This is a genomic window from Agromyces archimandritae (genome assembly GCF_018024495.1).
In the GTDB taxonomy this organism is placed as follows: domain Bacteria; phylum Actinomycetota; class Actinomycetes; order Actinomycetales; family Microbacteriaceae; genus Agromyces; species Agromyces archimandritae.
Window position 1 is genome coordinate 2,047,677 of sequence record NZ_CP071696.1, and the last position, 12,497, is coordinate 2,060,173.

9 protein-coding genes are annotated in these 12,497 nt (G+C 71.3%); 3 read left to right on the plus strand and 6 right to left on the minus strand.

Annotation, left to right across the window (positions count from 1 at the left end):
- Positions 1–233 precede the first annotated feature (233 nt).
- The 4 genes from G127AT_RS09320 to G127AT_RS09335 all read right to left on the minus strand — a co-directional run bounded on the left by G127AT_RS09320 (position 234) and on the right by G127AT_RS09335 (position 5,066).
- On the minus strand, positions 234–1,655 hold the full coding sequence (locus G127AT_RS09320; RefSeq protein ID WP_210896268.1) for a glycoside hydrolase family 1 protein: 1,422 nt from the start codon (positions 1,653–1,655) through the stop codon (positions 234–236).
- Positions 1,655–2,593, minus strand: coding sequence for a carbohydrate ABC transporter permease (locus G127AT_RS09325; protein ID WP_210896270.1), 939 nt, complete (start codon positions 2,591–2,593; stop codon positions 1,655–1,657). Before G127AT_RS09325 ends, G127AT_RS09320 begins: the two co-directional genes overlap by 1 nt.
- Positions 2,590–3,621, minus strand: a complete 1,032-nt coding sequence (locus G127AT_RS09330; protein ID WP_210902008.1) for a carbohydrate ABC transporter permease — start codon at positions 3,619–3,621, stop codon at positions 2,590–2,592. Before G127AT_RS09330 ends, G127AT_RS09325 begins: the two co-directional genes overlap by 4 nt.
- A gap of 140 nt (positions 3,622–3,761) precedes the next feature.
- Positions 3,762–5,066: an ABC transporter substrate-binding protein gene (locus G127AT_RS09335; RefSeq protein ID WP_210896272.1), complete on the minus strand. Its 1,305-nt coding sequence runs from the start codon at positions 5,064–5,066 to the stop codon at positions 3,762–3,764.
- A gap of 681 nt (positions 5,067–5,747) precedes the next feature.
- Between G127AT_RS09335 and G127AT_RS09340 the strand changes: the two genes are divergently transcribed.
- Both G127AT_RS09340 and G127AT_RS09345 read left to right on the plus strand, forming a co-directional pair.
- Positions 5,748–6,539 (plus strand): M15 family metallopeptidase, encoded by a 792-nt coding sequence (locus G127AT_RS09340; RefSeq protein WP_244857509.1) that lies wholly within the window; start codon positions 5,748–5,750, stop codon positions 6,537–6,539.
- Positions 6,540–7,638: 1,099 nt separating this feature from the next.
- The gene (locus G127AT_RS09345; RefSeq protein ID WP_210896274.1) at positions 7,639–8,631 is read left to right on the plus strand and encodes an amidase domain-containing protein; all 993 of its coding nucleotides are present in this window, start codon (positions 7,639–7,641) and stop codon (positions 8,629–8,631) included.
- 129 nt (positions 8,632–8,760) lie between these two features.
- Here G127AT_RS09345 and pgm read toward each other — a convergent pair whose 3' ends face one another.
- On the minus strand, positions 8,761–10,395 hold the full coding sequence (pgm, locus tag G127AT_RS09350) for a phosphoglucomutase (alpha-D-glucose-1,6-bisphosphate-dependent) (RefSeq protein WP_210896276.1): 1,635 nt from the start codon (positions 10,393–10,395) through the stop codon (positions 8,761–8,763).
- Positions 10,396–10,466: 71 nt separating this feature from the next.
- Between pgm and pheA the strand changes: the two genes are divergently transcribed.
- Entirely contained in the window at positions 10,467–11,414 is a 948-nt protein-coding gene (gene pheA / locus G127AT_RS09355) for a prephenate dehydratase (protein ID WP_210896278.1), read from the plus strand.
- 66 nt (positions 11,415–11,480) lie between these two features.
- Here pheA and G127AT_RS09360 read toward each other — a convergent pair whose 3' ends face one another.
- A complete protein-coding gene (locus G127AT_RS09360) occupies positions 11,481–12,482 on the minus strand; it encodes a diacylglycerol/lipid kinase family protein (protein ID WP_244857510.1) in 1,002 nt (333 codons plus the stop codon).
- Positions 12,483–12,497: the final 15 nt, after the last annotated feature.

The following is a 12,497-nucleotide window of genomic DNA, read 5'->3' on the forward strand; positions in this document are numbered from 1 at the left end:
TTCCAGCGTCGGCGCGGCCGAGGGTTCGGGTGCGGATGCCGCAGCGCCCCCGCCCCCGGCACTACCCCCGCTCCGGGGTCGCCGGCGCTTCCGGCCGCGCTCGCACCCCCGGCGCCGGTCCGCCGGCGCCCCCGCCCCCGGCACCGCCGCCCGCAGCATCCCGCCCGGCGCCCGCGGCGCCCCGCACGGCCCTCTCCTCCTCGGTCATCGTTCCCCCTGGGTGAGCTGGCGCGTCAGGCGGCGGCGCGCGATCCGGCGATGATTCGAGCGTATGCCAGGGCGCTGTCCTTCGGGGTGCGCTGCATGGTCTCGTAGTCGACGCGGACGATCCCGAAGCGCTTGCCGTAGCCCCACGCCCATTCGAAGTTGTCGAGCAGCGACCATACGAAGTAGCCGCGCACGTCGGCGCCGTCTGCGATGGCGCGCGCCACGGCATCCACATGCGCTTCGAGGTATGCGACCCGTTCGGGGTCGTGCACGGCGCCGTCGGCGGCCACGACGTCGTCGTAAGCCGAACCGTTCTCGGTGACGTAGAGCGGCGGCAGCAGCTGCTCGTACTCCTCGCCGAGGCGTACGAGCAGGCGGCGGAGGCCGTCGGGGTTGACCTCCCAGTCCATCGCGGTGCGCGGCAGCCCGCGCGTCGGAAAGCCGAGGAACTCGCTGCCGACGAACGGCGAACGGCCCGGCTTGTCGGTGGGCCTGAGCGAGGCGCGCGCCGACGGCGGCAGCGGATGCCCCGACACCTGGTCGTCGTGGTAATGGTTGACGCCGAGGAAGTCGATGGGGGCGGAGATGATCTCGAGGTCGCCGGGCATGATGCGCGCTTCGAGCTCGTAACCGGCGACGTCCTGCAGCAGGTCGGCGGGGTATGCGCCGCGAAGCATGGGGTCGAGGAACATGCGGTTCCAGATCGCATCGAGGCGGCGGGCCGCGTCGAGGTCTGCGGGGTCTTCGGGGTCGGCGGGCACCGCGTTCGTGAGGTTCAGGGTGATCCCCAGATGGATGCCCCGGCCCGCCGCATCCGCGAGGCCCCGCAGCCGCGAGACCGCGAGCCCGTGCGCGAGGTGCTGGTGGTGCACCGCCGCGAGGCCGGCCCAGGGGTTGTTCAGCCCGGGGGCGTGTTCGCCGCCGACGTGCCCGATGAGGGAGGAGCACAGCGGTTCGTTGAAGGTCGTCCAGTGTTCGACGCGGTCGCCGAGGGCCTCGTAGACGACCTCGGCGTAGTCGGCGAAGCGGGCCGCGGTGGTGCGGTTCGCCCAGCCGCCCTCTTCCTGCAGGGTCTGCGGCAGGTCCCAGTGGTAGAGCGTCAGCCACGGCAGGATGCCGGCCGCGCGCAGTTCGTCGACGAGCCGCGAGTAGAACGCGAGCCCGGCGGGGTTGACGGTGCGCCCGTCGGGCATGATGCGTGCCCACGACACCGAGAAGCGGTACGAGTCGAGGCCGAGCTCGCGCATGAGCGCGACGTCTTCGGGCATGCGGTGGTAGTGGTCGACGGCGCGTTCGGGGGTGTCGCCGCCGGCGACGGCGTTCGGAACCCGCGCGAACGCGTCCCAGACCGAGTCGCCTTTGCCGTCTTCGTGCGCGGCGCCTTCGATCTGGGCAGCGGCGGTCGCCGAGCCCCAGATGAAGTCGCTCGGAAAATCGGTGCCGTTCATCAGCCCTTGACTGCTCCTGCCATGATTCCGGAGATGAGCTGCTTTCCGGCGACCACGAAGAGCACCAGCAGCGGGATGGTTGCGAGGATCGCACCGGTGAGCACGATCGAATAGTCGACGTAGAACCCCGACTGCAGCTGGCTGAGCGCCGTCTGCAGGGTGGGGTTGGTGGGGCCGAGCACGATGAGCGGCCACAGGTAGTCCGTCCACGCCGTCATGAACGTGAACAGCCCGAGGATCGCCATCGCGGGGCGCGCGGCCGGAAGCCCCACCGTCAGGAAGGTGCGGAACTGGTTCGCCCCGTCGACGCGGGCGGCTTCGATGAGCTCGTCGGGGATGACGTCGACGAGGTACTGCCGCATGAAGAACACGCCGAACGCGGTCACGAGGGTCGGCACGATGACGGCGCCGAGGGTGCCCGTCCAGCCGAGCTGGCGCATCACCATGAAGAGGGGGATGATGCCGAGCTGCGTCGGGATCGCCATCGTCGCGATCACGAACACCATGAGGCCGTCGCGGCCCCGGAAGCGGAGCTTCGCGAACGCGTACCCGGCGAGGGTCGAGAACGTCACGACCGACACCGTGATCACGGCCGAGACGAGCACCGAGTTGCCGAGCGCGAGCCAGAACGGGATGGCGTCGAAGACCTTCGCCGCGTTCGCGAGGAAGTTGCCGCCCGGGATGAGCGGCAGCGTCTCCCCGCGGGTCGCGTTCGTGCCGCTGCCGACGACGAACGACCACCACAGCGGATACATGCTGCCGATGAGGAAGGCGCTGAGGAGTCCGTAGATGAGGAAGCCGGGGCGGCTGCCGAGGCCGGCGGTGCCGGCGCCGCGGCGGCGACGGGCACGGGGCCGGCGACCGCCGGCGTCGGGGGTGGATGCCGCGGGGGCGCTGCTTCCGGCATCCACTGCGGATTCTGGCGTGAGCGTGCTCATCGCATGCCTCCTCTGGCCTGGGCGCGGCGGGTGCTGCGGTTCGGGCGGGTTGCGCGACGGGATGCGCGCGGCCCGTCGCCGGTGGCGATCCGCCGCGAGATGAGGAAGTTGACGACGCCGAAGCCGACGATCAGCAGGAACAGCAACCAGGCGACCGCCGATGCCTCGCCGAAGTCGCGGCGGAAGAACGCGAGCTCCCACAGGAACAGCACGGTCGTCTGGAACTGGCGGTCGCTGCCGCCGATGCCGCCGGCCGTCGACGGGTCGAAGAGCTTGGGCTCGGCGAAGATCTGCAGGCCCCCGATCGTCGCCGTGATGATGACGAAGATGAGGGTGGGGCGGATCGACGGAACCGTGATGGAGAAGAAGCGGCGGGCCGGCCCAGCGCCGTCGATCGCGGCCGACTCGTAGAGGTCGCGGGGCACGGCCTGCATGGCGGCGAGGAGGATGAGGGCGTTGTACCCGGTCCAGCGGAAGTTCACCATCGTCGCGATCGCGAGGTGGCTGAGGAAGGTGTCGTGCTTCCATTCCTGGTCGGGGATGCCGACGAGGTTCAGGAGGTTGTTCACGAGCCCGTCGGCCTCGTTGAAGGCGCTGGAGAAGATGAGCGCGGCGGCGACGGGGGTGACGATGTAGGGCACGAGCACGCCCATGCGCCAGAAGGTGGGTGCGCGCAGGCCCTGGTCGAGGAGGTAGGCGATGAGCAGGGCTGCCGCCAGCTGCGGGATCGCCGACAGCAGGAAGATGCTGATCGTGTTGCCGATCGAGTTCCAGAACATGCGGTCGCCGAGGATCGCCTGGAAGTTCTCGAGGCCGACGAAGTCGCCCTGGCCCTTCAGCAGATCCCAGTCGTGCAGCGAGACGAAGAGCGTGTAGACGAGGGGGAAGAGGCCGATCACCGCGAACAGGATGAAGAACGGCGACACGTAGAGGTAGGGGGAGGCCTTCTGGTCGAGGCGCGAGAGCCGCTGTCTGAACCCGATGCGTGCTGGCGCCTCGGTCCGCGGCGGGCGGAGCGTGGTGGTCATGGGGTGCCGTTCTGCTGCGTGGGTGGATGCCGGGGGCCGGCGCATGCCGGGTGTGGATGCCGGGGTGGCGATGCCGGGCCGGCGCATGCCGGGTGTGGATGCCGGGGGCCGGGCGACGTGCGCCCGGCCCCCGGCCGGTCTCACTCCTCGACGAGCTCGTGCAGCAGGCCGACCGCCTGCTCCCAGGCGCCGTCGGCGTCGGTCTCACCGCGGTCGAGGGCCTGCAGCGGCGGGCCGAAGACGTTCTCCTGGATGACGGAGTCGTCGGGGCCCTTGAACTGGGCCTTCACGCCCTCGGCGCGGGCCGCGAGGATCGCACCGGTCGGCGCGTCGTTGAACAGCTCGTTCGGCTCGGCCTCGTCGGCAAGCACCTTCTGCGCCTCGAGGGTCGACGGGAAGTTGCCGGCGGCCTTGGACTGCTTCACCTGCTGTTCGGGCTGGGTGAGCCAGTCGGCGAGCTCTGCGGCTTCCTCCTTGTGCTGGCTGGTCTCGGGGACCGACAGGAACGCACCGCCCCAGTTCGACGGGCCGCCGGGGAACACGTCGGCGAAGTCCCATCCGGCGGATGCGTCGCCGCCTGCGGCTTCGAGCTGGCCCTTGATCGTGCCGAGCATCCACCCGGGGCAGACCATGGTCGCGAAGGTGCCGTCGACGAACGACTTGCCGCCGTTCCAGTCCCACTGCGCCTGCTGGGCCGAGAGGCCGTCGCCGACCGCGGCGGCGAGCAGGTCGAAGTTCTTGCGGAGCTCCGCGTTGCCCTCGACGTTCAGCTCGCCGTCGGAGGTGTAGTAACCCTCGGGCATCTGGTTGACGATCGAGTTCCACACGAAGCCGGGCTGGTCGAACCATGCCTTGCCGGTCTTGGCGGTGTACTGGCGGCCGACGTCGAAGTAGTCGGCCCAGCTGCCCTCGAGCAGGGCGGCGACCTCGTCGCGGTCGCTCGGCAGGCCGGCGGCGGCGAAGGCCTTGCCGTTGTAGCAGATGCCGGTCGGGCCGATGTCGGTGCCGTAGCCGATGACGCGGCCGTCGGGGTCGGTGGCCTGGTCGTACTTCCAGTCGACCCAGTCTGCCTTGCGGTCCTCGATGCCGTATTCGGTGAGGTCGACGAACTGGTCGCTGACCTCCATGATGGCGCCGAGCCAGCCCTCTTCGATGGCGACGACGTCGCTGAGGCCGGAGCCCGCGGCGAGCTTCGTGAACACGTCCGTGCGGGCGTTGCCGCCGGTGTCGATGTTCGTCGCCTTGATGGTGACGCCCGGGTTGAGCTTCTCGTACTCCTTGTAGAGGTCCTCGTAGCCGAAGGTGCCGAAGGTGGTGACGGTCAGTTCGACGTCGCCCCCCTCGGATCCCTCGCCGCCGCCGGTGGCGCAAGCGGAGGCGAGGAGTGCGATGGATGCCGCGCCGGCAACGGCCGCCGCGGCTCTCGTGTGGCGTGAAAGCTTCACGGTCACTCCTTTGTGCGTGGGTGGGATTCGGGTGCGCGGGCTCCGCGCGGTGTGCGCGCGGTTCCCGTGCGGGGTGCTGCGGTGTGTGGATGCCACGGCTCGCTGCGCCCTCGTGTCGCTTTCGTGAGAGCGCTCTCACGAACCGGACGAGACTCTACGCACCTTCGAGCCGCCCTGTCAAGAGAGCGCTCTCACGGCGTATCCCCCGCGCCGCGCCGTCGTACCGGAGTGCCGGTCTCCGCCGGAGTGCCGATCTGTCGCAGTGGCTCCCGCAGGAGTGCCGATCTCCCGTGGGAGTGCCGGGATTTCCGCACTCCCACGGGAGATCGGCACTTCTGCGCGGGGCTCGGCCGCGCCCTGCGCGCCGCGCCACCCCGCCGCGCGCACTCCGCGCCGCGCCGTCGCGCCGCGCCGCCCCGTCGCGCCCACTCCGCGCCGCGCCCTGCGCGCCGCCCCGTCGCGCCCACTCCGCGCCGCGCCCTGCGCGGCGCGCCGTCGTACCGGAGTGCCGGTCTCCCGCAGGAGTGCCGATCTCCCGTCCCGCGCGTTGCAGGAGTGCCGATCTCCCGCGGGAGTGCCGGGATTTCCGCACTCCCACGGGAGATCGGCACTTCTGCGCGGGGCTCGGCCGCGCCCCGGCGGCGGCTCGGCGCCCGGCGGGCGCTCGGATAGGCTCGAACGGTGTCTGAAACGCCTCCGCCGGTCTCTCGCCGGGTTCGGCGGAACCGCACGATCCTCGTCGCCGGCATCCTCGTCGTCGCCCTGATCGTCGCGCTCGTCGTCGGCCTCCTGAGCGGCGGCGCCGGCCCGTCGGGCGAGCCCACGGCATCCACACCCGGGTCGACGCGGCCGACGCCGCGCGCCGCCCCGCCGACGAGCGAACCGCCCGCGAGCATCGACACCTTCGACAAGACCGCGCGATCCATCGACGACCCCGCGAGCATCTGGGTGGTCGTGAACCGCTTGCGCGCGCTGAACCCGATCGACTACATGCCGGACGATCTCGTCGAGGTGCCCGTCGAGCACACCTGGGAGCCGCTCATGCGGCAGGAGGCGGCGGATGCCGTGGTCGCGATGTTCGAGGCGGCGAGCGCTGAGCCGGGGTTCGCGCTCGCGTCCAACAGCGCGTTCCGCGACTACGAGACGCAGGTCGAGCTCTACGGCGACGGCAGCGATCCGACGACCGCGCCGCCCGGCCACAGCGAACACCAGACCGGGCTGACGATCGACATCGGCACCGTCGGCGGCTGCTCGTTCGAGTGCTTGGAGACGAGCCCCGAGGGCGCGTGGTTGCGCGACAACGGGTACCGCTTCGGCTTCATCCTGCGCTACCCCGCCGACAAGGTCGACGTGACGGGGTACCCGCCGGAGCCGTGGCACTTCCGCTACATCGGCGTCGACCTCGCGACCGAGATGCACGAGCAGGGCATCACCACCCTCGAGGAGTTCTTCGGCCTCCCCGCCGCCGGCTGACCTTCCCTTCCCCGAGTGGATGCCGCGGCGCGCCGCCCGCCCCGCCCGCCACTCTCCACCCTCACTCGCCCACCCGTCACCGCGCTCGCCCATCCGTCGCCGCGCTCGCCCATCCGTCGCCCCTCGCGCGCCCACCGCTCGCCCGTTTCTCTGCGCAATGCAGGAGCGCATCCGTGTCGCGCCCCGGTTTTCGCTGATGGGCACCCCCGACACGCCGTGTGGACTCCTGCATTGCGCAGAAGCCTCGGCTGGTGTCGGCGGCGGCCGCTCCGGCATCGCCCCTCCGGTTCGTCGCCCGTTTCTCTGCGCAATGCAGGAGCGCATCCGTGTCGCGCCCGGTTTTCGCTGATGGGCACCCCCGACACGCCGTGTGGACTCCTGCATTGCGCAGAAGCCTCGGCTGGTGTCGGCGGCGGCGGCTCCGGCATCGTCCCTCCGGTTCGTCGCCCGTTTCTCTGCGCAATGCAGGAGCGCATCCGTGTCGCGCCCGGTTTTCGCTGATGGGCACCCCCGACACGCCGTGTGGACTCCTGCATTGCGCAGAAGCCTCGGCTGGTGCCGGCGGCGGCCGGGTGCGGTGCCAGGGGCGGCGAATGCCGGGGCGCGGCCGACCGGGCGGATGCTGGGGCGCGGCCGAGCGGGCGGATGCGGGGGCGCGGCCGAATGAACAGACGCCGGGGCGCGGCCGAACGGACAGATGCCGGGGCGCGGCCGAACGAACAGATGCCGGGGCGCGGCCGACCGGGCGGATGTTGGGGCGCGGCCGGGCGGATGCCGCAGCGCGGCCGAACGGGTGGGGAATATCCGCGCCGGGGGCGGCCGAATCCGGCCTGATTCGGCGCGAAATGGGCCGTCGGCGGCCCGGATCCGCGAAAAGTGAGTGATTATCACTGGTTTCCCAGCGCTCGGCCACGACTTCTTCAAGCGAACATGATTAAGTGTCATTTCCTCGTTTGGCGATGGACGTCGCAAGACGGGGAGAACCCGAACCGAACCCGAACCGAAACCCGAACCATTGCTTACTCGAAACGTATTTTCTGCACGCCCGAACACGTCCGAAACCCAGACTTCCCCCGCATCCAAGGCCCGATTCCGCATCGTGCTCGCCTCGGGTGCCGCGGCCCTCATGGCCGTGACCGCCATCGGCGGCATCGCCGCCGGTGAGCAGGAGGCAGCCGCCAAGGCCGCCTCCGCCCAGCTCAGCGAGGCCTCGATCCAGTCGCTCGCTCCGGCCCTGACCGGCAAGGCGAACAAGCCGGCGACCGATGTCGTGAAGGACGAGCTCGTCGTCACCCCTGCCGCCGATCCCAAGATCACGACCGGCCCGTCGGCGACCGAGGTCAGCGTCCGCGGCGGCGCCCAGGTCAGCGTCTCCGGCGAAGGCCTCGACAAGGTCGCCAAGGTGACCGTCGGCGGCCAGGAGGCCGAGATCGTCAAGGCCGAGAACGAGCAGGTCACCTTCGCGGTGCCCGGCGTCTCGGATGCCGCCACCGGTGGAGCCGAGCTGGCCTTCACCGCGGCCGACGGCCAGCCCGTCGAGATCGATCCCGCTGCGACCGGCAGCGCCCAGCCCGCATCCGCGGAGGGCGAGGCCGCACCGACCACGCTCGGCGTCTCCTACGTGAGCGACCCCGGTGTCCAGAAGCAGATCGACTACGTCATGGCCCACTGGCAGAACTACAACAGCGACCACTACATGGTCCTGCCCGGTGTGGACTGCGCCAACTTCACCAGCCAGTCGCTCCTCGAGCGCGGCTGGGAAGAGGACGAAGGCTGGCACTACCGTGGCGGCAACGTCTCGTCCAGCTGGATCAGCTCGACCGCCATGCGCGACTACCTGAACTCGCGCCCCGACCGCGCGACCCCGCTCGACGACACCCAGCGCGACCTGGTCCGCGTCGGCGACGTCGCCCAGTTCGACTGGGACAACTCCGGTGACCGCGACCACACGGCCGTCGTGACCCAGGTCGAGCACACCGACGCCGGCACCAAGATCTGGGTCGGCGGCCACACCAAGGACATCGACTTCTGGGACGTCGACGAGGCCCTCGCCACCGGCGGCGGCACCGTGTCGTACTTCTCCATCAAGTAAGGCGACAGCCCACTCAGGCGACGCCTCTTCGAACGGCGCATCCCTCCGGGGGTGCGCCGTTCGGCGTCTCCGGGGGTTTCGGGTGTGGATGCCGGACCGCACCGCCCCCGATCGTCCGCCCGCGGCGCCCTACGAGCTCCCGCCGAGCGCGGCATCCACGATGGCCTGCGCCTCGTCCTGCACGAGCGCGAGGTGTTCGGGCCCGCGGAACGATTCGGCGTAGAGCTTGTACACGTTCTCGGTGCCCGAGGGGCGTGCGGCGAACCACGCGTCGGCCGTCGTGACCTTGACGCCGCCGATGGGCGCGTCGTTGCCGGGGGCCCGCGAGAGCTTCGCGGTGACGGGCTGCCCGGCGAGGGTGTCGGCGTCGATGGATGCCGCGTCCAGCGCCCCCAGGGCGGTTTTCTGCTCGGGGCTCGCCGGGGCGTCGCGCCGCGCGTAGGCGGGGTCGCCGAAGCGCTCGGCGAGGCCCCGGTAGAGCTCCGAGGGCGAGCGCCCGGTGACGGCGCGGATCTCGGAGGCGAGGAGCGCGAGCAGGATCCCGTCCTTGTCGGTCGTCCACACCGTGCCGTCGAAGCGCAGGAACGAGGCGCCGGCGCTCTCTTCGCCGCCGAAGCCGACCGAGCCGTCGACGAGCCCGGGCACGAACCATTTGAAGCCGACGGGCACCTCCCAGAGGCGTCGGCCCAGGGCATCCGCGACCCGGTCGATCATGGAGCTCGACACGAGCGTCTTGCCCACGGCGGCGTCGGCGCGCCAGCCCGGCCGGTGCCCGAAGAGGTACTCGATGGCGACCGCGAGGTAGTGGTTGGGGTTCATGAGGCCGCCGTCGGGCGTGATGATGCCGTGGCGGTCGGCGTCGGCGTCGTTGCCGGTGAGGATGTCGAAGCGGCCGGCCGCTTCGAGGGCGCCGGCCATCGCGGACGGGCTCGACGGGTCCATGCGGATCTTGCCGTCCCAGTCGAGGGTCATGAACCCCCAGGCGGGGTCGACGCGTTCGTTCACGACCTCGATCGGCAGCCCGTAGCGGTCGCGGATCGCCGCCCAGTACGACACGGATGCCCCGCCGAGCGGGTCGGCGCCGATGCGGAGCCCGGAGCGGCGGATCGCGTCGATGTCGATGACGTTCTCGAGGTCGTCGACGTAGCGGCCGCGGAAGTCGTACGTCTCCACGGCGCTCGGCTCGGCCCGGTTCACCCCGGCGAGGCCGGCTTCGATGAGCTCGTTCGCGCGCGCGGCGATCCACCCGGTCGCGTCGGAGTCGGCGGGGCCGCCGTGCGGCGGGTTGTATTTGAAGCCGCCGTCGGCCGGCGGGTTGTGCGAGGGGGTGACGACGATGCCGTCGGCTCGGCCCTCGGCATCCGCCCGCGGCGAGCGGTTCCAGGTGAGGATCGCGTGCGAGAGCGCCGGCGTCGGCACGTAGTCGTCGTATTCGTCGACGAGCACGCGCACCTCGTTGCCGACGAGCACCTCGAGGGCGGCGGTCATCGCGGGCGCCGACAGGGCGTGCGTGTCGGCGCCGATGAAGAGCGGCCCGCTCGTGCCCTGCCCGCGCCGGTAGTCGACGATGGCCTGCGTGATCGCGACGATATGCGTCTCGGTGAACGAGGAGGCGAGCGCGGAGCCGCGGTGGCCGGAGGTGCCGAAGGCGACGCGCTCGGCCGGAACGGCCGGGTCGGGCACGCGATCGTAGAAGGCGCGGACGAGCGCCTCGACGTCGACGAGGTCCTCGGGCCGGGCCGGGGTTCCTGCACGTTCATGCATGCCCTCAGTCTTCCACCGGCCGCCGACATCGTCACCCGCGTCGCGTCGCCGGCGCGGCATAGGCTTGCAGGGTGGATGCAGCGAACACGGGGGAGAGCTACTCGTACCTGGGGCCGGCGGGCACCTTCACCGAGGCTGCGCTGAAGCAGGTGCCCGAGGCCGCCGGCAAGCCGTGGCGGCCGGTCAACAACGTCGGCGAGGCGCTCGCGGACGTGACGAGCGGGAGATCCGTCGCGGCGATCATCGCCATCGAGAACTCGGTCGACGGCGGGGTGGGCGCGACCCTCGACGCCCTCGCCACGATGCCGGGCGTCCGGATCGTGGGGGAGTACCTCGTCCCGGTGAACTTCGTGCTCGTGGCCCGGCCCGGAACGACGCTCGCCGAGGTGCGCACGATCAACGCGCATCCCGTCGCCTATGCGCAGTGCCGCGGCTGGCTGGAGCGCGAGCTGCCCGCCCACGGCCACCTGCCGGCGACGAGCAACGTGCAGGCCGCCGCGGCCCTGTTCGAGGATGCGTCGGCGGATGCCGCGATCGCCCCGCCCGGCATCACGGAGCATCTCGAGCTCGACGTCCTGGCCCGCGACATCGGCGACAACCCGAATGCGGTGACCCGCTTCGTGCTCGTGAGCGCCTCGCGCCGCATCCCGGATCGCACGGGTGCCGACAAGACGAGCCTCATCGTCGAGCTGCCGAGCGACGAGCCGGGTGCGCTGCTGGCGATGCTGGAGCAGTTCTCGACGCGCGGCGTGAACATGAGCCAGCTGCAGTCGCGCCCGATCGGCGATGCCCTCGGCCGCTACCGATTCGTCATCGACCTCGACGGCCACCTCACCGACGAGCGCGTCGCCGACGCTCTCCTCGGCCTTCGCCGCACGAGCCCGAACGTCATATTCCTCGGATCGTATCCACGTGCCGACCGCCGCGAGGTCGAATACCCGTCGCGCTTCGACGACGCCGTCTTCATCGAGGCCCGCGACTGGCTGCGGGGCCTCATCACGGGCGAACCGGGCGCCTGACGGCGGTGTCCGCGGTGGATGCCGCGGCGCGTTGGGGGCGGCATGCGGTGGATGCCGCGGCGCGCCCTATTCCGCCGCGCGCACGATGAGGGCGGCGGGCTCGACGCGGAAGCGGGCGCGCACGATCTCGCCGAAGCCGTCGCCGTCGACCTCGAATTCCTCGGGCCCGTCGGGCATCTCGACGGTGATCTCGCGGCCGCGGAGGTACACGATCTCGGTGCGCCCGCCGGAGCGCTCCACGATGCGCCGGCCGAGGCGGCTGCGGCGCATGACGACGTTCTCCCAGCCGACCTTCCACCACACGAAGAACCAGCCGAACACGCTCCTCGGCTGCAGCAGGGCGACGTCGAGCTTGCCGTCGTCGTATTCCGCATCGGGAATGAGCTCGATGTTGCCGGGCAGCGAACCGAGGTTCGCGATGAGCACGCTCGATGCGCGGGCCCGCCGGGGGTGCGCCCCGTCGAGGCGGTAGTTCAAGTGGAAGGGTGCGGATGCCGGCAGCGCACGGAACCCGCCGTCGACGTAGGCGAGCCACCCGAAGCGGCGCTTCAGCGTCGGATTCGTCTTCTGGATCATCGCCGCGTCGATGCCGACGCCCGCGACGACCAGGGAGGCGAAGGCCTCTTCGGAGCCGTCGGCGCGTTCGACCTCGGCGACCACGACGTCGACGGCGCGATCCACCCCCGAGAAGGCGACGACGACCGCATCGGCGAGGTCGCCGACGGGCAGCTGCAGGTTGCGCGCGAAGAGGTTGCCGGTGCCGGCGGGCACGATGCCGAGGGGAACCCCGGTGCCGCGCAGCCCCGAGGCGACCGCGCGCACGGTGCCGTCGCCGCCGGCCGCCACGACGAGGGAGACGCCCGCCTCGACGGCTTCGCGGGCCTGGCCGACGCCCGGGTCGTCCGCGCTCGTGTCGATCCAGAGCGACGGCGCGAAGCCCTGACGGCGTTCGGCATGGGCGACGGCCTCGCGCAGGCGACGGATGCCGTCCTTCGACGGATTCGAGATGATCGCCGCCCGCGGCATGCCGGCGGCACCGGCATCCGCCCGCGATCGTTCGCCCCCCACCACGACTCAACGCTA

Coding starts and splice junctions, on each gene's coding strand:
- G127AT_RS09320 (WP_210896268.1), bottom strand. CDS start 1,655: ATGAACGGCACCGATTTTCCGAGCGACTTCATCTGGGGCTCGGCGACC.
- G127AT_RS09325 (WP_210896270.1), bottom strand. CDS start 2,593: ATGAGCACGCTCACGCCAGAATCCGCAGTGGATGCCGGAAGCAGCGCC.
- pgm (WP_210896276.1), bottom strand. CDS start 10,395: ATGCATGAACGTGCAGGAACCCCGGCCCGGCCCGAGGACCTCGTCGAC.
- G127AT_RS09330 (WP_210902008.1), bottom strand. CDS start 3,621: ATGACCACCACGCTCCGCCCGCCGCGGACCGAGGCGCCAGCACGCATC.